Below are 22,402 nucleotides of genomic sequence, written 5' to 3'. Positions count from 1 at the left end.
CACTACAGCCGTCGTCATCCCTATGAGATTTAGTGAATGGATCAATTTCGGCGAGGATTGCATCCTCGCTAAATCTGAAATTAGCCCTTAGCCGATCAGGTTACGCTTGGTGTCGAGACGACGAAGGGCCTGCAGGACCGTGAATTTTCCGGATTGATTTTCCCAAAGCAACTCCGAGAAACTCCGCGTCGCGGACGGCGTTTGAAATTAGCGATAATGATGTCGAGACATGCATTCTGCAATCCATCTAAGCAACGTTCTTCATTTGATGTGGACGAGGCTCCAGCATTGCCGTCGAAACACTCCTGCCAAACGCAGTAGACGCCACATCAAGCAGGTGCTGGTGATGAGTGAAGAAAAGCACCTGCGTTTTCTCCGCAAGCAGTTGCAACACCCTGAAACCGGCCGAGGCGCGCGCATCGTCATAATTGATGAAAAGATCATCTGCAATAAATGGCACCGGCGCAGCATGCATCAGATACTCTTCAACGGCAGCAATGCGCAGCGCGAAAAAGAGCTGATCGGCGGCTCCTTCGCTGAGACCTGATACGGGCACCGCTCCTCCGTTTCCACGCACGCCCGCCAGATGTGGCACATCTTTTTCGTCGTATTCGAGCGTAAGGCGTTGGAACGAGCCGCCGGTCAGAATAGAGAACAGCTCTCCAGCCCGTTTGAGCAATGGTGCCTGCTTTTCGCGCCTAAACCGCTCGATCGCCCACCTCAGGATGATGGTTGCGGAGCGAACGCGCGCATACTGCGCCGCCACCTCCTTCATCTCGGCCAAAGCCAGCTGACGATCACCAGCAGCTTTGGCCGCAGCGGCATCGCCGGCGACGGCTTCGAACAAACGCTCAGCATCATTGCGAGTCTGAATTGCGATCAGCTGGCGTTCCCTGGCATCTTTGAGTATTGCCTTTAGCGTTTGCTCCCGAGCCGTTATTTGATCGGGATCGGCGCTGCGGCATTCCTCGGCAAGTTGTTCGACACCAAGCCCATCGCCATCAGCCTCAAGCGTGGTCCGCAAGCGCGACCGCTCATCCCTAAGCGCGCGTTGTAGATCGGATTGAAGAATAGCCGCTCGCAATCTGTCGATCGAATCGACGGCTGCACCCCTTTTGAGGCCATCTATTACGGCCTCTGCGTTCGTCCTGGACTTGTCGCATTCTTCCAATTTCTTCTGCAAGCGCCGCATCGCCTCAGTTTTTTCGTCCCGGGACACGACAGTCTGCCTCGCCGCATTCAATTGCGCATGGAGTTGGAGGATTGCTTCATCTGCATTCTGCCCGGAAAACCGCGGCGCGATCGCATTTACGAGCTTTTCGACATCCTCCGTAAACGCCGTGATGTCCCGCTCGATCTTTCCAATGCGCTCGTGCTTCAAATCCGCGATCTTGGCAGACGTCTCCCGCATCTGGTCGATTGCTTCGATTTGCTCTTGAACGGTCTCAAGCGGGGCTTCGGGTAACAGATTGAGCCCCCTCAGGGCCTCCTTCCATTGCGCGTTCCAGACATCACGCTCTTTCGCAGCGTTTTCAACAGCCACACGCCTGCGTTCGACTTCTGTTGCGACCTTCCGTTCCTCGAGCGCGAGTTCATTCCTCTTTTGTGTGTTGCCCTCCTCCGTGCGGAGGCGCGCTTCGGCAGCCCCAACAATTCCGTTCAGCGGCAGACTATCTATCGAGGCTGCGATTGCCGTGTCCGCCATCAAGCTGGCGAGCTGTTGCTTGGCTTTCGCAATTTGCTGCTGGAGCGAGCACTCTGCATGAAGCGCGGCGTCGCGCTTGGCGATTTGATCGAGCACGCCAGCCCTCGCATCGAGCCAATCCAGCATTTCGTCCGGAGAACGCGGGTTATCGGTCACCTGTTTCCACAGGATCGCCCAAGCCTCGGCCAATGCTTTCTGCTCTTCGGCTAACGAAAAAAGCTCCTGCTTGGCAGATTCAAGGACGTCTTGCTCTTCAGCGATTTGCCGCGCCAGCACCATGGCCGCAGCCGTCGACTGCGCATTCTGAAAACGACGGTCCGCCGCGGTGTCGGCGTCTTCGATGGCCTTCACATAGGCATCGAGCAGCGGCTCGCCACTTGTAAAAGCGAGCTCTTCCGATTCTGGCACCATGATCTTGTCGACATGTCTGCGCCTGATGATAGACCATCCGGCATCCCGCCGTTCGCGCAGTTTCTTCAACTCCTCAACGCCGACGATTCTTTCATCTGACACAAGACGAGCATAAGATTTTCGGTTGTTTTCGACTGTACGGGTCAGCTCACGCGTCACAGCTTGCTGGCGCTGAATACGCGCCTGAAGCTCCCGGGCAGCATCGCGATGCACCCTTACCGCCTCTTCCGCCGGACTTTTCAAGGCCTGCAAACTCGTTTCACTCACGATAGGCGGATTCATATCAGCCATTTGCCGCTGACATGATCTATCGGCATCCTGATGCTCTTGATGGATACTCAGAAGACGCGCATCGAGATCGCCAAGCGCACGAATGGACTCGACGACCCCAGCCAGCGCCGAAAGTTCTTTCTGCGCTCCGATCGCTTCAATCCGCGCCTGGATATCAGCGAGTTTTTCGTTGGCATCCTCTAGCGCTGCTTCAGAGCTATCAACGGCGGCAAATCGGCTGCCACGCGATGTCAACAGTCCGCGGACTGCTGCAACCTTGGCCCGCGGCGGAATTCTCTCGACCAGGTCGGCGACGGGACCTGTCCAACCCAATTCAATCGCCGCGCGCTTCAGGCCTTCTTCCGCTGCGGCGAGTTCGCCCCGCCGCTTCGGTAAGTCCGTCCGGCCCGAAGAGAGCTGTATGCTGCGCTTCGAGAGGCGTTCAATCTCCGTTTGGTGGAGCAGAACGCTATCGTCAACCACAAGTCCGGAAATTTCCGCGCCGATTGTTGCGATCTGTTCACGCAATGCGCTTATACGCACCTCTGCAGCAGCGTTATCGCCCGAGGCCTCCTCAAATTGCCTAGCCGCGTCGGGAGGTAATTCGACCACCGCGCCGAGGTCCACTATCTCGGTTTCGATCTCTTGAAGCCGACGCACACCGCGATATACGCGCCGGACCCGAGAAATCTTCGCAAGTTCGGAAACTTGATCTTCGATCTCCTTCTCGATCTGATTGCAAAGCCCGCGCGCCTCTTCAAGGGCGGATTTCAATTCCTGCCATTTGCTTGCGCTCACCATGTGTTGACGCAACGCCGCATCAGCCTCTTTAAGGCGGTCTTCCGCTTGGTAGTATTTTCGGTGTCCCGCCTTGCGGCTGGCCCAGAGCCCATCCGCCTCTGCCTGCATCGCACCCAGCCGATCGCGGAGACCTGACACGCCGGCCCCGGCGGCGAACAATGCCGCGCCGATATCATCCTTGGCCTGGGTGATATCCCGCCCCCCAGCCCGCAGGCGCTCATGGTCAAGACAGAACATCCGGCAGAAAAACGCGCGGTCCATCCCGCCGAGCCAAGGAGCAAGCAGGCCATCGCCAGCCGCAAGCGGCAGATCGTTCGGACCGAGAAGCGTGTCCTTGTTGCCCTTGCGACGCCGGACCGAAAGCAGCGCGCCGTCACGTTCTAGGGCGGCGCCGATGCGCAGGGCCGCATTCTCGTGCAGGAAATTACGGGATGATTGCCCGGGAATACCGAAGAGCAGATCTTCAATCGCCGACATCGTCGTCGACTTTCCAGCCTCATTCTCGCCGTACACGACATGAAAGTCTGGTTCGCCTGACGGAAAATGAAGCGTCGTGCCGGTGAAATGTCCGTAACGGACCAGGTCAAGAGAACGAATACGCACGGATCAACGCCTTTCCGCAGTCAGACGTGCGCTCAGATATTCGCCAGCCTGCTCAATCACAGCCGAGTATTGTTTCGCGATCACCGCTTCGAGAAGCAAATCGTCAACATCAAGTGCCGCGTCGTGAGGAAGCCTGCGGACAAGGTCGCCCAGATCGTTCGCGATTTCTGCCTCGAGATCGGAATCCCCCGCAGCCTGAGCTAGCAGGACTTTGAGATCGTTGATCGCGCTGCCCTCTGACTGGATAGAAACTGCTGTCGCAGGCACGGTCGCATTGATCACACGTTCGATCCATGCAACCTCTTCGCCAAGAGCCAGTGCTGCGGCTCTCGCTTCAGCCAACAATTGCGGCGCAGACGCCATCAGTTCGGCGTGAAGAGCCGTCGGGCCACTTAGTTTGATGCGACAAGCCAGCAGTCGGCCTTCTGCGTTCTTGGCCGCCTCGTCGATCGAACGTTTGATTTGATCTACAACATCCCCGAACCGCGCGCTACCACTGACCGGTACATCGACATGCATCCATCGCACGACATCCGTTTGGAGCAGCTCAACGCCTTCGAGCGCTCCGTCTTGGACCGTAACGAGCTGCGCCGATTTCGGGCCGGCTTCGCGGATGTGGCGCCCCTGTAGATTGCCGCAAAACACCACGTGCGGATTTTGATGCAGTACGCCGCCCTGATGCACGTGCGCGAGCGCCCAATACTCGTACCCCTTGTTGACCAACTCTTCGAGCGTGCAAGGGGCGTAGTTCTCGTGAGAACTACCCATTCCGCCGAGTGCAGTATGCAGCACGCCGATGTTGAAATAGCCTTTGATCGGCGCGGGATAGGCTGCTGCCAGATTTTCCGTCGTCGCCTGCAGGCGGAAGCTTTGACCGTGAAGGGCGACGCGGCAATCATCGAGCTTGAAAGTTTGGGGCTTTCGATAGCTAAACACCTCAACATTGTCAGGAAGCGTCAGCCGCTTCGTGATTTGGTTTTCGGCGTCATGATTGCCGTGCAACACGAAGGCGGGGATTTTCGCCCCCCGCAAACGACCCATCTGCCGAACGAAAAACAGGCCGGTGTGAAAATCGCGCCAATCGCCGTCGTAGAGGTCTCCGGCTATGACCACGAAAGCCGCCTGTCTATCGATTGCCTGAGTAATGAGGTCCTCAAAGGCAGTTCGGGTCGCCGTTCGAATGCGCTCGGCCGCTGGCCCCTCCTGTCCGCTCAGGCCTCTCAGGGGGCTGTCCAGATGTATGTCGCCGGTATGGATAAATTGGAAAGTGCTCACAACAGGACTCGCTTAATTCCAATCAGAACAAACTAGGAAAATCCTTTTATCGCAATCTTGAGCGGAGTGTTGTCACCAAGTATCCGCAAACGCGGAAAGGGATTGTCGATGAGGGCTCGAAGGGGCCGCCGAATTTGAGGGTGACGCGAAGATTCGGTGGCACGTTTAACATGAGTATCGCGTTATTCATGTTGCGGACAGCGTGTCTTTGGTAACAGTTCGGACAAGGTCGTATCTGAGCTAGCTCCTCAGTCCTGCGAGCCGCTTTCCTAGCGACCTTGCGTCGAAATTCTCGCAAATGCGGCGATCGGTTGGGAACACACACCGTGCCGCAACCGCGGTTTATCCGCCCAGGGCCTTCGTCTCATGACGACTTTGGTCGTCGGACCGGTCCAAGACAGGCCGCTGCGACATCGACTTCGCAGTCGATACCGCCGCCCCGTCGCAACGTAAGACGCCGCCATAATGGTAAAGAGGCTCTTCACTGCGCGAGGCAGCAATCCTGACGCGCGATGGAATTATCGCTACAAACATGGACCGCCGCCGTGGCCGGAGAGTAGTAGTCGCGGGCCTTGTGGTACCAATGCAAAAGGATCGCACGGCTTTTCGGCCCCGTAGAAATCGACCCGATTACAGCCGATTCGTTGTTGTAGCCAAACGGGGCTCCGAGCTTGTGCAGTGGAAGTGCAAGCGCGAAAACGAGCCCACAATTCACGCGGCGCGTTCAAAGAATCGGAGCTGCCGCTCTGGAGACGACCAACTTTTGTCACTCGCACGGAACCCGATCGCAGCGAGCCGAATTGCCGAGGTGCCTGATCACTTCCAGTTGTCGCTCCTCGGAGAGACTTAAAGCCTTCGCGACGATCCCCCACCTTCATCTTCTGCAACTCCGGAGTCAGAAACTCTGGTGCGCAGCATCCGAAGCAGCCTCGCTGCTCGGCATCGATAGAAACCTGCTGCTGCGTGAGCTCATTCGGCTTGAGTCTTGGTCCGGACCCGGGCCCGTCGGCCGGACACCGTCCAGAACGGAAAACTTATCTCGTCACGAAGAGGAAAATTCGTCAATTTCTGCCGGGCATCGCAGATATCAAGCGAATTTTCTCATTTCGCGCTGGAGTTCATCGAAGAAATCAACTGCATCGATGTACCCATGCGGTACTGCAGATACGCCATCGCCGCCAATGATCACGCCAAATACCAATTTGGGATTTATCGATATCGGATTGGAATGGACGCGCGTGCAGGCCGATAGCGAGTCAGCGCGCCATGTTTTCAGGCGGTGATGTGCGATTCGAAGAAGTCGAACAGCGCGATACAATCGAAAAGGGGTCGCCCTTCAGCGCCCCCTTTGCCGGTTGCAATCGACTTCGGGATGAAATTCCAGCCCCGGCGACGGCCAAATTATCGGTATCTAAATGCCGAGTGAACTCCGTACAACTACGGTAGATAGCGCTCAATTCCTCTCCGCGTCCTCGGTAGCGCGCTTAACCTTTCCACTAACGCCAAATGGACGGGACACCTATACCAAGTGCCTCACCTCACCAGGGCTGGCCGTCCTGGATTGTCTAAGCCTTTCAGCGCGACTGCGATCCATATCGCGCGAAGGCGTGCAGCTCGATATTCGTAAACGGCTCGCCTAACGCGATCAGGGGCCGGTGATCCGGCCGCGGCTGCAGAAGCGATCGCGCGTCAGCGGCCGGATCAGAGATCAGCTGGTCGTGCGCGAAGACCTCAGCACATTGGGCGGCGTTCTCCCGGGGAGCGGCGGGCCTGTTCGAGCGTCAGCGCTGATCGGACGATGATCCGCTACAGCTTCAGCCGCCCTCCAGACACGCCTCTGCGTGGTCGATTGCGCGATCGCGCCAACGATGATGGGGCTGCTGCGCCTTCCGGCGCTGGCTCCGCTTGCTTCAGGCGCTCTAGGTAGCCGCGTGCGCGCGAAATCACCGCCTCGACCACTATGTCCAGGACGGGATCGCCGCCGGCAGGCATGGCTTCGACCTCGGCCTTGGCCGCCATTGCTTGGTGCGTCACGGCCTGATCAATCTCGGAGACGCGCCGGATCGTCTGCGCTGGAGAGAGCTTGCAGTCGGTGGCGAAGCGCTCCCAGTGGTTGCGTCCGAGCTGGTCAGCCTGCTTCTGCCCGCCGATCTTCTGCGCCATGTTGCGGGTGATCTTCGGATAGGGCGCCGCACAGACGATGTCGTAGCCTGGCGCCATGGCGGCGCCGCGCGCCGATAGCATCAGCGAGTAATTTTTGGCGTGAGAATCCGTGTTCCAAACCATCGGATTGAAGATTGCAAGATCGACGAAGCGGGCGGTCTCCTGTGCTGTCATATGGAGCTGGGTCACGCCAACCATGTCGGCCAATGATGGTCCTTTTAGGCCTCTACCGTTGTTCTGGTACTTGGCAGCTGGCGGTCGGCCCAGGGCTTGGCAAAAGTCCTCCTGATGCAGCCGCCGCCACCTCTTGCCCTCATGACGGCGGTCATAGCGCTCAACCAGCAGGTAGGTACGTTCGCCTGCCGTCCCGGTCGTCACCTTCGGCGTCGGGATTCCGATCATGCGCGCGAGCGTCAGGCAGAATGCCTCGTTCTGGACGGCGCCAGGCAAGCGCTCGTCATCGGGCTTGATGATGTGGGTCGATGGCGCGCCGTCGATCGGTATGTACAGGGTGTCGCCATCCAGAGCGACGGCGAGCTTCGTCTGCACACCGGCAAGCGACATCGACACGCCATCTTCGCCGACGAGGAAGGGCTTGTGGGGTAACTCATTGAAGATGCGCTCGAGGGAGGCCTTGTCGGGGATCTCTCGCCATTTGCCGGCGATCAGCCCGGTGCCAGGCTGTCCGACGGAGAGCGCGCCGGCAGTGTCGCGGCCCATCTCGGCAAGAAGACCGATGACATCGGCCGGCGACTTGCCGAGCATATGACCTACGGTCCCGAGAGTTGCGTTCTCCGGCAGCAGATTTGCCGCCCATGTCAGAATTACCGAGGCATCGTACGACGCCCGCGTGAGCGGCATGGTGAGCGACACAGGGAAGGCGCCGGTCAGCCCGCGCCAGGATTCGGCATAGGTGAAGCCTGACGCTTCGTCGGCGGCCGTGATCCAGCCGACCTCTCGCGTCTCAAAGTAGACCGGAAGACGGTCCATGAGGCTCCTCCTCGTCGCTGTCGGGAATGTCCGGTGTCTCGGAAGTGTTCGCGCGGCGGGCCTGGGCATCCTTGAGAACATCCTCGATGCGCAGCCCGAGCACGTTTGCCACGTGCAGGCTGCGCCCGAGCTGACAGGTGCTTTTTCCGGCCTCGAGGTCGACGATGAAGCGCTTTCCTGTCCCGCTCACCATAGCCAGCTCGTCCTGCCGGAGGCGCTGGCGTTTGCGTTCTTTCTGGATGAGGCGACCGAATGCTGCAGCAAACTCTGCGGCTTGGCGGGCGACACCGGTCTCGCCAGGAGCCTCATTTCCGCCCGAGGGGGGAGTGCCGTTTGGAGGCATGTTCATAGCTCTCTCGTCGTAAGTTACCGAACGGGAACTTTATGGGTTAAACAGCAGATATCCAGCAAAAAGTTACCGATCAGGAACTTTTCTTACCACTCCAAGTGAAGAAGGATAAAAGTTACCGGGCGGGAACATTTGCCTCAAGCCAACGCTGAGCGGCCCAGAAAGTTACCGATCGGGAATTCTGCTGCCGAGCAACTGGGTTCATTGAAAAGGAGATCGAGACCACCGGCGGGAAAATATCCGCGCAAATCTCCGTCGAGCGAAGCATGTTCCTGAGCGTCCGCTCGATGTCGAGCGGCGCTGCCGGCCCCACAACGATCTCGGCGATCTTGTGGGCGGCGGCAGCTCATCGTGATCGGGACGCCGGTTTGATCTTGCCACAAGCTGACAATTGCCTTGCGCTACCGCGCTGCCCGCCAGGGCTAGGTGCAGCGGCGTTGGGACCCCGGCTAAGGCCGAGGTCGGCATGACCGAGGACAAGATCAAGTGTCGATCGGCGAGGCGATCATCGCCGCGCGTTTATGGAGACGGCACCAACTGACAGCTTACCCTCAGCAAAATCAGCTGCCGCTGTGGCGTGCAGCCTCGCCGAATCGAACACCGGTAATTCTGAATGTTCCGGGCCGATGAGAAGGCCAATCTCCGTGCAGCCGAGGATAACGGCGTCGGCGCCCCGTGTCCGACCGCGCGCGATCATGTCGATAACTTCCTGGCGCGACAGATCAGAAACAGTGCCGCAGCACAGCTCATCGAAGATGACATTGTGGATCCGGCTCCGCTCGCCCTCCCCCGGTATGACAGGTGAAAGGCCGAAGCGCTGCCGCAGGCGATCACAATAGAACGGCTGCTCCATCGTATAGCGCGTCGCAAGCAACAGTGGTCGCTTGAAGGAAGCAGCGAGAAGAGCCGCAGCGGTCACATCGACGATGTGGATGAGCGGCACACTCAGCTCGGCAGCAACAATGTCGGCAATCACATGCATCGTATTGGTGCAGATCAGGATGCAGCTGGCGCCCGCGTCAACCAACTGCCGGGCTATCCTCGTTAAATAAGCCGCGGCTTGCTTCCAATCTCCTGCGTTCTGAAGGGTGACGATGTAGCCAAAATCAACCGAGCGCAGCAAGATGTCTGCCGAGGCGAGACCGCCGCGGCGCTGACGAACGATTTCATTGATTTCCTTGTAATAGATGGCCGTGCTTTCCCAGCTCATCCCTCCGATCAGCCCAATCGTCCGCTGCACTTTGAGATCTCCACTTCATTGCGAAGGTGGCACAGTTTACCGCGCTTTCGGCGGCAAAATCTCGGCGCTGTTGCAAAGCCGCCTGGATGCATAAGTGTATTCCAGAGCCAGCCGGCGTGCACGTTCGATGAGATTTGCGGCAGTGCTGTGCCCCCCATCGATGTTCTCAAAGTGAAAATAAGATTGGCCGAGCGCAGCGAGCTTCGCGGCGGCCTTACGGCCGTGCGCAGGATGCACGCGGTCGTCCTTGGTTGAGGTAAAAATGAAAGGCTCCGGGTACGTCTTGCCCGGTACCAGCATTTGGTACGGCGAGTAGGCTTCGATCCACTCTCGTTGTTCGGGAATGGCCGGGTCGCCATACTCCGCGGTCCAGGACGCGCCCGCGCCCAAGTAGGTGAATCGAAGCATGTCGAACAGCGGCGCCCCTATGATCGCCGCGTTGAAAAGCTCGGGGCGCTGGGTTATTGCGGCGCCAACCAGCAGGCCCCCTTGGCTGCCGCCGATCACGCCGAGCCGGTGCGGACTTGTGACTTTCCGACGGATCAGATCGTCGGCGACCGCGATAAAATCATCCCATGTCTTTTGCTTCGTTGCTCCCTGGCCAGCCCGGTGCCATGGTGGACCGAACTCGCCGCCTCCCCGCAGGTTGGCAACGACGTACGCATTGCCCTGTTCGAGCCATAACCGACCCAAAGCTCCTCCCTAGGAGGGGAGAAGCGGAATCTGAAACCCGCCATAACGATAGAGAAGCGTCGGGGTCGAGCCGTCAAATCTTGCGCCCCTGGGCCGCACCAGAAAATACGGGATCCGCGTGCCATCGCGCGAAGTCGCCTCGAGCTGCTCCACGACATGCTTCGATGCGTCGAACGTCGCAGGTGCCGTCTTCAAGAGCTCGAGCCGTTTGCTTTCGACATCAAAGTACCAAAGCGATGTTGGCGTGAGATAGTTAGAGAGGGTAAAAGTCATTTCATCGTTTTGCGCGGAAGTGCCTGATAGGCTTACTGTCGCATTCTTCGGCAGCGGGACTGGTGTGGCAAGCCAGGCACCTTGATCGTACCTGTAGACGAACGCCTTGCTTTGAAGGTTATCAAGGATGGTCAGGACCAGGAAATTCCTGGTGCTGCCAAATCCGCTGAGTGCCTGCCGGCAGTTCGGCTGGAAAACGACAGAGGGTTTCGCACGCAGCGGATCCTGCTTCCATTCGGCCAAATCATACGAGATCATTGAGCCGGCCTTGAAGCTGGCATCGCCGGAGCGGATCCAGTCTTCGTCCAGTTTCACAAGTAGCCGGCCACTCACGATCCCGACGATCAAGGCCTTCTTCGGCAGATCGAGCTCGATCGGCCCGGCGGGCCCGAACAGCACATACTGCCGCTCGAAGAAGTTGATTTGACGGACGACGCCGGTTACATCCATCCACCCTTCACGAAGCACAAACGGCAAGGTCTTGAAGTCGGTGTGCTGGCCGCGAAAGACTTCGCGCGCCTGATCGAGCGGCTGAGCGCGCTTGAGTTCCTTCAACACGAAAGGGAAGCCGGCCTCGGTCGTGGTGCCCTCGCCCCAATCACGTGCAACAAGGACGGTGTCACGATCAATCCAGCTGACGCTCTGCCGGCCCTCGGGCAGTTGGAATCCACCTGCAACAAAGCTTTTGGCTTCGCTGTCGAACTCGCGTATGGACACGGCGTCCTTGCCACCGTCGGAGAGCTTGACGAGGCAGCGCCGCCCAAGGCAGCTGTGACCCTTGTAGACCCAGTTCTTGTTCTCGGCGAGAGCGAGCGCGTCAAAGTCAAGGATGGTCTCCCATCGGGGATCCTGGCCGCGGTAGCTCTCAAGCGTAGTGCGCCGCCAGAAGCCGCGCACATGGCTCTCGTCTTGCCAGAAATTTTCGAGACCTTGCCGTTTCAGCGAAACGAACGGAATCCGGTCTTTTGCCTGGAGGATCGTCAGCGCGTCCCGGTAAAAGCGATCGTAGCGAGGATCCGATTGCAGCAAGCCGAGCGTCTTTTCGTTCTCGGCCTGTGCCCAGGCCAATGCGCGCGGTCCCTCGACCTCCTCGAGCCAGAGGAACGGATCGTCCACTGGAGTCGCACCAGACTGCCCATGGAGCAGCGCGACCGTGAAACACATCATCGAGAGCAACGCGGCGCGCAGAAGGGACTTCTTCATTCGGCTTATCCTCGGACCAGGCACGCAGGCCGAGCCCACAAGTTCTTGCGTGTGGGCGAACGTAGCGAAATTCGTGTTGCGACCGTGCACGCGCTGTGTCGCGCCACTCGCAGCTCGATCTGTGCAAGCAGCATGCCGCCGACAAACAGCAGGTTTCCGCCGCATCGTGCCGCATCGCCATGCCAGTTTCCCGACATTGGCTCTGAAGTGACAATAAGGTGTCCGCCGAGTAACGTTTCGGCATCACCCTTTGAGGCCGCCGGTTCGACCGCGGAACCGCATCAGCAGTGCGATATTGCGGCGGGGCTGCTTCTCGCTTGCGTTCGGACAGAGGGCGTGTGAGCTCTTAGCGGCCTGAGTGTTGGCGGCCTGATTTGCGAGCGGGCATCGTGCGACAAAGAAGAGCTCATTGAGCAGTAGCCAAATCGCCGCCAGGAAAAGGCCGTGTTCATGGCATACCTGCGAACGCCGATTTGATGATGTCGCAACACGACACTACCAGCTTAATTTCATTGGGACGCTGAAAGGCAACGTGAAGTGAGGGCCAAATTTATCTATCTCCTTCCAAGCGCAGGGATTTCGGGATGCGCTGTGCTTTTGCGCCTGAGATAGGACACGCGTACGCGATCCACCCGAGATAATTGCCGATCAATTCCATGTAACGGCACCACCCCAACGCGTGCCGTGTCGGGCCAGCCGCGCGCCTTTGTATGATGCTGACGAGTACTGGCGCGGGCGATCTCGCTCTACATCTGCGAATTCCGATTGAAGCCTTAGAAGTTAAGTGCCGGGGTGGGGATAAGGTTTTCCAGGCTTCCAGCTAGTCGCCGTTCTCATGACCTCCATCAGCCGATCCTGATAGTTCTAATCGACCGGGATTTTAGAGTTTGCGTGTTGGAGCGGTTCGTTGAACGTTGAGCGGAAGAAGCCCTTTCGGATACCCCGATGATCCTGATTGTAAGACCGCGCCGGGCCGGCGCGATCAGACGGTCCGCGAGGCCGCCGACCCCGCTGGTTTGATCTGGAGCTTGGACTGAGCCACCATCATCGTCGAGATCCAGCGTGCGCCGGACCTGCTGCTGGCGATGCAGACGACGGGTCGGCGAGGACAATCGGCCAAGTTCCTCCTCGCTCACCGGCTCGGCAAGTTGCTGAGCCTGCCGCGTATCACCCATGGCTGCGCACTATATCCAAACGTTACGAGTTTTTCGCATGTCCGGCTTAGCAAATTTGAAAATCTATAAGCTTGCCGCGCCGCACCAAGCCAATGCGGCTTTGTTTACACCGGCCCTCGAAGGCTCACGGCATGTAGCAGAAACAGACCTGCAGCCTCAGCGCAGCCGGCCAACGAACGAGCCCGGTTGTGCGAGCACCTTTATGCCCTACATGCATCACGCCCGGACAGGGGAGCACCAGTCGCGGCGCCTTGGTCACGAGCGTACGGTTCGGGCCGCTCGTGGCCGGCTGGCAGGAATATCTTTCCACGCCCACACTGGGACCGGGCTCGCAACTCCTGTAACTCTGACGGCAGTGATCGGTCGACGGCCTCAAGAGACAGCCTCATGGGCGGAAGAGACCGTCGAAAGGCCAAAACGGCCGGCGCGCCGTCACAAGGCATCGCCGGACGGGTGCGAGAACACGCTTTGCAGAGAGCAGTTTCCGGGGGCGGGTCGGATCAGCCAACCCGGAGATCCTCAGCTGACATCTTACCCGAACGCCCGGCCTTGAGCTGATAACTTACCCGGGCTCCCTCTTCGAGAGTCGTGTAACCGGCCCTTTCGACGGCACCGATGTGCACGAAGACATCGGGACTTCCGTCCTCAGGCCTGATGAACCCATAACCTTTGGTCGAGTTGAACCACTTCACAATACCCATTGCCACGGCGGCATCTCCATAGTGAACCGTTGTGATCTAGCGAAGAGTCTCCCGGCCATCAAGATGGCCGGCAAGAGACGCCCAGCGTCGCTGCGCTGGTCACGTGCTCGTTTTTTTTATCGCGTGGTCTAGCTGCGGCCTCATTGTGCGAACGACAAAAAGCGGCCTGACGTCGACTCTTCGCCTCAAGGCTTCCTCCCAGATGACGTTTGACCTTCGCTCCAGTCGTCGCTCGCCACCGGCTTACAGAAGACTTGCGGAGCCTCGAACATGCCGCGCTCATCCAGAGCCGGCGGATCGTTTTCATCGACGTTGAACAACAGGGCGATCGTGAACTCCTTTGCCCAGCCTGGAGCAGGATTATCAATCCGCGCATGCCTATATTGAAGCTACCTGACATTCTTTCTCAAGCACGAAGACGCCCGCAGGGCTGCGCTTTAGCTGTTCGTCTTCGGATGTCAACCGCAGGTCGCGCCCTATCGAACGAACAGGGTTTGCTGAGACAACCCTCAAGAAAGCGCATTTGGCAAGTTATCCGCTCGTCATGTTGTAATTGTCAAGCCAGCAAACCCGCTCGGCAAGGATGGAGCCTGTTCAAACCGGTAACTTGCGCATCTGACGAACTTCGTCGCATAGCCGGCGGCTCATCAGGCCTGTCGCCTTGGGTTCGATGAATTCAGCTGAGCACCGTGAAGACGTTGAGATAACCGATGGTCTCTATTTGTCTCCTTGATCAGCCCGTCAACCGACTTTACTCAGAACAAAGCCGCCTCGATGCATAGGTGTATTCAAGGGCCAGTTGACGCGCGTATTCCATGAGATTGGCCGCGGCGCTGTGTCCCCCGTCGATGTTCTCGTAATAGAAGTAAGGCTGGCCCAGCGCGGCGAGCTTCGCCGCAGCTTTGCGGCCGTGCGCTGGGTGCACGCGATCGTCCTTGGTGGAGGTAAGAATTAAGGGAGCGGGATAGGTCTTGCCCGCCACCAGCTTCTGATAGGGCGAGTAGCCTTCGATCCACGCACGCTGTTCGGCAATGGCGGGATCACCGTACTCGCCGATCCAGGAGGCGCCCGCGCCCAGTTTGGTGTATCGAAGCATATCAAGCAGCGGCACCTGGATGATCGCCGCGTTGAAGAGCTCGGGACGTTGGGTGATTGCGGCGCCAACGAGCAGCCCGCCCTGGCTGCCGCCAATTGCGCCCAGCCGGCGTGGACTCGTGATCTTGCGGCGGATCAGGTCCTCGGCAACGGCAATGAAATCATCCCATGTCGTCTGCTTCGTTGCTCCCTGCGCGGCTTGATGCCATTGTGGGCCAAACTCGCCGCCCCCGCGCAGGTTCGCAACCACACAGGCATTGCCCTGTTCGAGCCAGAGCCGCCCCACCGGCCCCAGATAAGAGGGCAGAAGCGGGATCTGGAACCCGCCATAGCCATGGAGAAGTGTCGGGATCGCGCCGCCAAACCTTGCGTTCTTCGGCCGCACCAGAAAATAGGGAATTGACGTGCCATCACGCGAAGTGGCTTCGAGCTGCTCTACGACATGGTTGGACGCATCGAAGGCAGAAGGTGTCTTCTTCAATTCCTCAAGGCTTTTGCTTTCGGCATCAAAATACCAGACTGACGTAGGGCTGAGATAGCTCGAGACAGCGAACATGGCCTGGTCCGCTTCATCGGAGGCGGCTGACAGGCTGACATCTGCATGTTCCGGCAGTGGGATCGGCGTCGCCGACCAAGCTCCCTGATCGTACTTATAAGCGAACGCTTTGCTCTGAACGTTCTCAAGGATCGTCATGATCAACAGATTCTTCGTGGCGCCTACCCCGCTCAGGGCCCGGCGGGGCCCAGGTTGAAAGACAAGCGAGGCTTTGGCGCGCAGCGGATCCTGTTTCCATTCGTTGAGGTCATACGAAATCAGCGATCCGGCGGCGAAGCTGACAAGGCCTGGCGGCGTCCAATCTTCATCAAGTCTTACAAGCAGGTGACCACCCGCCAGTCCGATCATCGCGGCCTTCTTCGGCAGATTGAGCTTGATGGCCCCATCGGGGCGGAAGACCACATACCCGTACTCGAAAGAGCTAATCACGCGCGTCGCGCCGGTTGCATGAATATGGCCGTCGCTGTCACGAAGCACGAAGGGGGACGTCTGGACGTCGGTGGACTCGCCACGAAAGATCTCGCGAGCCTCACTGAGCGGCTGAGCGCGCTTGAGCTCCTTCACGACAAAGGGGTAGCCGGCTTGCGCCAAAGTGCCCTCGCCCCAGCCCCGGGCAACAAGGAGTGTGTCACGATCGACCCAGCTGACGCGCTGCTTGCCCTCTGGGAGATAAAAGCCATCCGCAACGAAGGTCTTGGCGTCGCAGTCGAACTCTCGTATGGACGCGGCATCCTTGCCGCCATCGGAAAGACTAATCAGGCAGAGGCGCTCTTCAGGCGGAAGGCAGCTGCTACCTTGAAAGATCCAATTCCTGTTCTCGGCGACCGCCAAGGCGTCCACGTCGAGAATGGTTTCCCACTGTGGGTCTTGGCTACGATAGCTCTCGAGCGTGGTGCGCCGCCAGACGCCGCGCACCTGGTTCTCGTCTTGCCAGAAATTCTCCAAGCCGCGCCGTTTCAATGAAACATATGCGATCCGATCCTTGGCCTGCAGGATGGAGAGCGCCTGTCCATAGAAGTGCCCATAGCGAGGATCTGACTGGAGCACCCCGAGCGTCTTCTCGTTCTCGGCGCGAGCCCAAGCCACCGCGCCTGCCCCTTCGATCTCCTCGAGCCAAAGGAATGGGTCGTCAGTCACCGCCGCATCCGCCCGCTCCTGTGAAAGCGCCGTGGAGGTGATGCAGGCGTTCGAAAGTAGCGTGGCGGAGAAGCGAGATGCATTCATGGACTTGCTCCGGCGGAGGTCGAGCGGCTAGGCTCGCGGGCCCTGGCGCGTCAAGCAGAAGCGGCGGAAAGCACGCAAGCGCATGACGTAGCGCGGCTTACGCTGTGTCGCGCCCCCTTATTGCAAGCTGCGTGCCGGCTGAAGAGTCGCGTTTCAGCCGTTCGCGGCTGCACGACCATGTTCGCTTGCCGACATTGGTTGCCAAGCGGACATCACAGCGTGTCGGCGAAACGCCTGCCAAACAGCGCCAGCGCTTTGATCTTCAGTGGCAAAGATCCGGGACACAGCGAAGCTGCTTTCCTCCGCATATGAGGTTGCTCGTTCTCGGGCGTCACTGGGCAGACTTGTCGACGGGCATTATCCCGACAAAGAGCAGCGCATTGATCAGCAGTCAGGTTGACATCGGCAAGGGTGGTATGCATGGCGAGCTCCGAGTCGTTGACTGCAAGCGCTGCCGATTTGGACGAGCTTTTTCCTCGCGAAGCCCACAAGTCACGCCGATAGCTCGGTTCGTTGACTGATTGCCAACAGGATTGCGCTCGAGACGAGGAGAGCAAAAACGCCCTAGAAACGCCCTACGTCGCAACACGTCTTCAGATTGAGCGAACAATCAATAACACGTACAAGCATCAGATCAGGCTCTTCGGCGCAAAACGGCGAAATGAAGCTGGGCATCAGCAGCAATTGAGGGAGCTACGGTCCAGCTTAAAACGATCCTGATCCACCCGGCGGGGACCCACGCACGAGCCGTGGTCCTCATCGAAGCCCTATTACACAAACGAGATCAAGGGCGAGATTCTCGATCGAGAATGCCCGCTGCTGCCGGATCATCCGGGCTGGTTCAAGGCTAGTGCAACGCTCACTGCGAACTGTTCCGCAATCGTGCCGTTGCGGCCTAGAGCAAGCGCCGCTTTCCGGGGCAGAACGATCTAAGGGTAGCAGCGCGCCGGCTGCGCCGCCATCACTCGCATCAACGTCGTTTAGAGATAGAAGATGAGTTGGCCGTATCGCCCCCTTCTGATCATGGACCACTCGCATGATGTCTTGATTTCATGCGCCTCTGCGCCGCCCGCAAGAACCGCGTCAGGATTGCTCCTCTGTCCTGCTACAGAAGCCTGGCATCCGCGTGCTATGCTTTTCGCCCGATCAGTCCTCGCGGGCATCGAGCTCTTGTCGCCGATGACCATCGCGTGAAGCTGTCGGTGCCGGCAGATCCCAGAGTCTGTCCTGTGTATGCTTCAGTGGAGCCGCTAAAGCCACAAAGGCCGACTTCACGTCTGCATAGGCAGCCTCCTTCAAAGCGGCATCAGCGGGATCGACCTCGTTATAGGCGGTCAGCGCCGCGGCATAATTTTGATACAGCGGCATTTGAGCCTCGTTGGTCCAGCCGAGACCGAGATGGTGGAACTGATCAGCCGGAACGGTGATGCGGCCCTTGTCCAGCTCCTGGAGATAGTCCGCCGACCAGTCGTGGATGGTATAGGATTCAATCTTATCCATCATCGACCGCCAGCGCCTGACACGCTCCTCAAGCGGCATATTGGCCGCTTTCGAAATGGCGGCTGCGATTTCTTCGGGATGGTTTGGATCCACCAGCAGCGCCTCGTCCTCGTTGAAGTCTTCAGCCGCCCCAGCAAACTTCGATAGTACCAGAACGCCGGGATCCTTCGGATCTTGGGCAGCAACATATTCTTTCGCTACCAGATTCATGCCGTCCCGCAGCGGCGTGACGACACCTACATGTGCCGCGCGGTAAAGACGCGCGAGTGCAGCCTGGCTGAACGGGTCATTCGTGTAGTGGATCGGCCTCCACTCATCTGTGCCATGCTCGGCATTGACATGGTTGATCGCATTCTCCACGTCCTCCTTGTACTTTCGATACTCGTCGACGTCGGTGCGTGAGGACGGCGCGATCTGCAACAGCGAGATGCTGCCCGGCTCGGCCGCCAAGAGCTGGTTAAACGCTTCGACGCGTTTGTCGATACCTTTCGTATAGTCGAGCCGGTCTACGCCGATCGCAAACTTGGCGCCCTCGAAGTTTTGCAATATCGACGAGATTTTTTCTTGCTCTGCGGGCGAGAGCTCTGCCGCAAGATACTCTGCGAATTGCCTGGGGTCGATACCGATTGGGAATTTTTGAAGTCGCGTCTGGCCACGCTCCGTGGTCACGACGCCATCCTTGCTCTCCAGCCAAAAACAGGTTCGCAGGCAGGCCAAGAAATTGTTCAGATCCCGGTTCGTCTGAAAGCCGAGCAGATCGTATTCCAGCATCGACTTCATCAGTTCGCGATGATTGGGTGCGCGCTCTATCATGTCGGGCGTCGGCCATGGCGTGTGCAGAAAAAAGCCGGTCGGCCGCTGGATGCCGAGCTTATGCAGATCGGCCCCGAGCGGAAGCAAATGATAGTCATGCACCCAGAATGCGTCCCGATCCCGCAAGTCGAACGCCGCACGCGCGATGAAGTTGTTCATCTGTCGATAGCTGTCGTATCCCTCTTCCGCGCGCGACATCCGGTCGGACAGGGAGTGTAATACCGGCCACAAGGTTGAATTCGAATAATCTCGATAGTAGCCGCGATGGTGCGCGGCCGGCAGATCGAGTTCGGCCACATGGCCTTCACCAGCCTTCACGAGTGGCAGGGGCCGCTCAGTCCCGTCGCCGCGGTTCTCCAAGGAGAACATCCAGACCGCGCCGGAACGTTCGACGACCGGCTCGAGGGCTGCGGCAAGTCCGCCGGTCTGGGGTTTATTTGGGTCGAACGGCGCGCCGCGGTTCGAAATGACGACCAGCTTCATGTCGGGTTGCTGGCTTACCGTGCGATGCTCCACGTCGCCCGAGGCAACAGCTTGGGAAGGACCTGCACCTCCTTCTTGCTCCTGCTCCAACGGTATCTCGTCCAGGTGCGCCGCGCTATTGGCTTCATGACACGTCTCGTCTGGAAACCTGAACGTCTCGGGACCAGTGCTCTAAATTTGGTGAGTTCTTGATCGGTGAGGGTCGGCTGTCGCGCGCATGCGTCGGCAAAGGATTGGAAGCTGAGATTCATGTTTGCCATGGCATTGCGCGTCTCGAAGCTTGATGGGAACACGCATATGCGCATCCGGCCTTTCCGTAACCTTACGAGGCAAGTACTGCTTCCCCAAACACTCAGATCTGGTAGTGACAATTGACAGCACTCTTATGCGGTAGTTACGCGTTGGCGCGCGTTAGTTCGCAGACCCGATGCTGTCGCATCGAACCGATCGGAGTCGATGGCGTTGGCTGCACCTCGGAAAACGGGGCGGCGCGGCCCGGAGCCATGTGATATTGCCTCGACTCATCGATGGCCGGTTGACGATCCTGAGCTTTATTCGCGCCTGATGAACCCGCTCCTAGCGGCTGGCCGTTAATTGGAGACGGTGATCCACTGCGACTTCCTGCCGCTGTGGGGATGCGGTCAACGAATGTGTATTCGTCATTTGAACAACTCGCCAGCCGACCGCCTAACCGATTGGACACGCGATATAGCCAGGGTAGCAATGCTGCCCGCCCACAACACTGGTCCGGTACGGTCGACAGCACGTTGCGCAGCCTGTTGTGGCCTTCACGAATATGAGGCCAAGCGAAGACGAATTTGGCGCGCACCACCCACTCTCTGAGGACGATCCTTCAACTGAACAGACTACCAATGCATTATCATGCTGTGCGCACACGCATGCTCTAAGACCAATTTCCTGGTCGCGATGACCGGGTTCGTTGAAGTCTGTACTTGCCCCGCCTATACCGCAGAGAAAATACTTTGTGCTAGGCTTGGGAGCGATTGGTTTCATTTTGGCAGCGTGCGATGATGGGCCGGTCAGCGGCCGTCAGTGAGCATGGTCCGCAATCGGCCACAACGGCTGCTGTTCGTTTGTGAATTGCCGCACAGGTTTCGTTAGCTTTTGGAAAGCTAGCGTGAGTACAGAGCCGCTAGGCTTAGCGAAGCGTGGTAGAGACAGCGCCACTACCAGAATGGGACAGCGCCGAGTCGCTTCCTGCTAACCTCAATCTGCAGCGCTGGCGCGGCAGGGACAGCGCCGATCCAGTCCCAACCGACCGGCGCCGAGTCGCGCCCGCGCTGCTTCCGGCGTCGGAGAACCGACCCTGGTAGCCGCACTGTCATGCTTCTTCGGGCACGGACACGCGGTCCGCTTGTGCCGGGGAGATTGACGACCTTTAATTTAGGGACGCGTGTGGTCTTTCAAGCGATCGCTTCCATGCCTCCCGTCTTACCGGCAACATTCTCGGGCTCTGTCATGAGCGGCAGCGTATAAGCCTTTTTCATGCAGCGGAGCGGTTTAGTATGCTGGGCATCTCCAATTTCTCCGCGAAGGTAGCGAACCAGGGTTAGAAAGTAGCGGACGATCCAACCAATTCAGGTAGGTGATTGGCAGTCGTACTAAGCCTACAACTTGGCGGCACCCTAGAGGGGCGAAGTGTCAGCATTCATACCGAATGGGGCAAGGCTGGTGCCAAGGTTAGCGGCGCGTGGCAGGGACGGCGCTTTCCAGGGATTGAGCGCCGAGTCACGTCGCCGTTAACCCTTGACGTCCCTGGCGCGGTAGGGACAGCGTCTTTGAAGGCTTGCCCACTAGGACAGTAGGTGCCCTGCGGTCCCTCTCGGCAATACCACTTAGTAGCACCGCGGGTCGTGTCCCAAGGAGTGGTGTAGCTGATTAGCAAAGCCGCTCGCGACGCGCGCCCACATAGCGCCGTAGCGAGCGAGCGGCTTTGCGGGTGGTCACCGATGATTCGTCGGTAAGGTTTGGGTTGCGACACCAACCTGATTCGAGGAACCACCGATGACCGACGACATGATGAACCTGCGCGCGCTCGTGGAGAAGACCCCTGATGCCGATCTGTTGCGCGAGATGATCGGCTTTGCCGCCCACCGGCTGATGGAGCTGGAGGTCGAGGGCCTGACCGGGGCCGCTTACGGCGAGAAGAGCCAGGAGCGCCAGGCCCAGCGCAATGGCTACCGCGATCGGAGCTGGGAGACCCGTGCCGGCACCGTCGAGCTGCGTATCCCCAAGCTGCGCAAAGGCTCCTACTTCCCGGGCTTCCTCGAGCCGCGGCGGATGGCCGAGAAGGCGCTCACCGCCGTGGTGCAGGAAGCCTACGTCCAGGGCGTCTCGACCCGCTCGGTCGACGATCTGGTGCAGGCGATGGGCATGACGGGGATCTCCAAGAGCCAGGTGTCGCGGCTCTGCGGTGAGATCGACGACAAGGTGAAGGCCTTCCTCAATCGCCCCATCGAGGGCGACTGGCCCTATCTGTGGATCGACGCCACCTACGTGAAGGTGCGCCAGAATGGGCGCATCGTCTCGGTCGCGGTGATCATCGCGGTCGGGGTCAACGGCGATGGCCGGCGCGAGGTGCTCGGCATGGACATCGGCCCCTCCGAGGCCGAGACGTTCTGGACCGCGTTCCTGCGTAAGCTCACCCGCCGCGGCCTGCGCGGCGTCAAGCTCGTCGTCTCCGACGCCCATGAGGGGATCAAGGCCACGGTCGGAAAGGTTCTCAACGCCACCTGGCAGCGCTGCCGCGTGGGATCGTTGAAAAAGTCCGAATTGACTGATTCCATTCTTGTCGGCGATTCGCGATCGGCGGAGCAAACGAGATGCTGGGGCGCAAGGAGCGGGATCAGCTTGAGCTC

The 22,402-nt window shown here is 59.0% G+C and carries 11 protein-coding genes and 2 pseudogenes; 1 reads left to right on the top strand and 12 read right to left on the bottom strand.

Going from position 1 to position 22,402, the window contains the following annotated elements:
• Positions 1–247: 247 nt before the first annotated feature.
• The 12 genes and pseudogenes from I6F09_RS24215 to I6F09_RS24165 all read right to left on the bottom strand — a co-directional run bounded on the left by I6F09_RS24215 (position 248) and on the right by I6F09_RS24165 (position 19,613).
• Positions 248–3,790 carry a YhaN family protein gene (locus I6F09_RS24215; RefSeq protein ID WP_225189208.1) on the bottom strand — a complete coding sequence of 1,181 codons (3,543 nt, stop codon included), beginning with the start codon at positions 3,788–3,790 and terminating at the stop codon, positions 248–250.
• A gap of 3 nt (positions 3,791–3,793) precedes the next feature.
• Positions 3,794–5,065 carry a DNA repair exonuclease gene (locus I6F09_RS24210; protein ID WP_225189207.1) on the bottom strand — a complete coding sequence of 424 codons (1,272 nt, stop codon included), beginning with the start codon at positions 5,063–5,065 and terminating at the stop codon, positions 3,794–3,796.
• 2,040 nt (positions 5,066–7,105) lie between these two features.
• Positions 7,106–8,218, bottom strand: a pseudogene (locus I6F09_RS24205) (type II toxin-antitoxin system HipA family toxin); the annotation flags it as partial.
• Between the two features lie 73 nt (positions 8,219–8,291).
• Positions 8,292–8,459 (bottom strand): annotated as a pseudogene (locus I6F09_RS24200) (transcriptional regulator); the annotation flags it as partial.
• Positions 8,460–9,072: 613 nt separating this feature from the next.
• Positions 9,073–9,807, bottom strand: coding sequence for an aspartate/glutamate racemase family protein (locus tag I6F09_RS24195; protein ID WP_225189206.1), 735 nt, complete (start codon positions 9,805–9,807; stop codon positions 9,073–9,075).
• A gap of 36 nt (positions 9,808–9,843) precedes the next feature.
• Positions 9,844–10,500 (bottom strand): prolyl oligopeptidase family serine peptidase, encoded by a 657-nt coding sequence (locus I6F09_RS24190; protein ID WP_225189205.1) that lies wholly within the window; start codon positions 10,498–10,500, stop codon positions 9,844–9,846.
• 9 nt (positions 10,501–10,509) lie between these two features.
• A complete protein-coding gene (locus I6F09_RS24185; protein ID WP_225189204.1) occupies positions 10,510–11,976 on the bottom strand; it encodes a hypothetical protein in 1,467 nt (488 codons plus the stop codon).
• Positions 11,977–13,651: 1,675 nt separating this feature from the next.
• Complete coding sequence (locus I6F09_RS24180; protein WP_225145470.1) at positions 13,652–13,858, bottom strand: cold-shock protein; 207 nt, start codon at positions 13,856–13,858, stop codon at positions 13,652–13,654.
• A gap of 179 nt (positions 13,859–14,037) precedes the next feature.
• Entirely contained in the window at positions 14,038–14,172 is a 135-nt protein-coding gene (locus I6F09_RS37600) for a hypothetical protein (protein ID WP_276573868.1), read from the bottom strand.
• A gap of 431 nt (positions 14,173–14,603) precedes the next feature.
• Positions 14,604–16,727, bottom strand: coding sequence for a prolyl oligopeptidase family serine peptidase (locus tag I6F09_RS24175; RefSeq protein WP_225189203.1), 2,124 nt, complete (start codon positions 16,725–16,727; stop codon positions 14,604–14,606).
• A gap of 212 nt (positions 16,728–16,939) precedes the next feature.
• Entirely contained in the window at positions 16,940–17,149 is a 210-nt protein-coding gene (locus I6F09_RS24170; RefSeq protein WP_225189202.1) for a hypothetical protein, read from the bottom strand.
• Between the two features lie 724 nt (positions 17,150–17,873).
• Positions 17,874–19,613 carry a trehalose-6-phosphate synthase gene (locus I6F09_RS24165; RefSeq protein WP_225189201.1) on the bottom strand — a complete coding sequence of 580 codons (1,740 nt, stop codon included), beginning with the start codon at positions 19,611–19,613 and terminating at the stop codon, positions 17,874–17,876.
• 1,935 nt (positions 19,614–21,548) lie between these two features.
• Between I6F09_RS24165 and I6F09_RS24160 the strand changes: the two genes are divergently transcribed.
• Positions 21,549–22,402 (top strand): IS256 family transposase (locus I6F09_RS24160; RefSeq protein ID WP_225189200.1); only part of this gene is annotated, 854 nt, incomplete at its 3' end.

The sequence above is a fragment of the Bradyrhizobium sp. IC3195 genome (assembly GCF_020193585.1).
GTDB classification, from domain to species: domain Bacteria; phylum Pseudomonadota; class Alphaproteobacteria; order Rhizobiales; family Xanthobacteraceae; genus Bradyrhizobium; species Bradyrhizobium yuanmingense.
The sequence above is the reverse complement of the archived record's forward strand: the minus strand, read 5'-3'. Positions and strand labels throughout refer to the sequence as shown.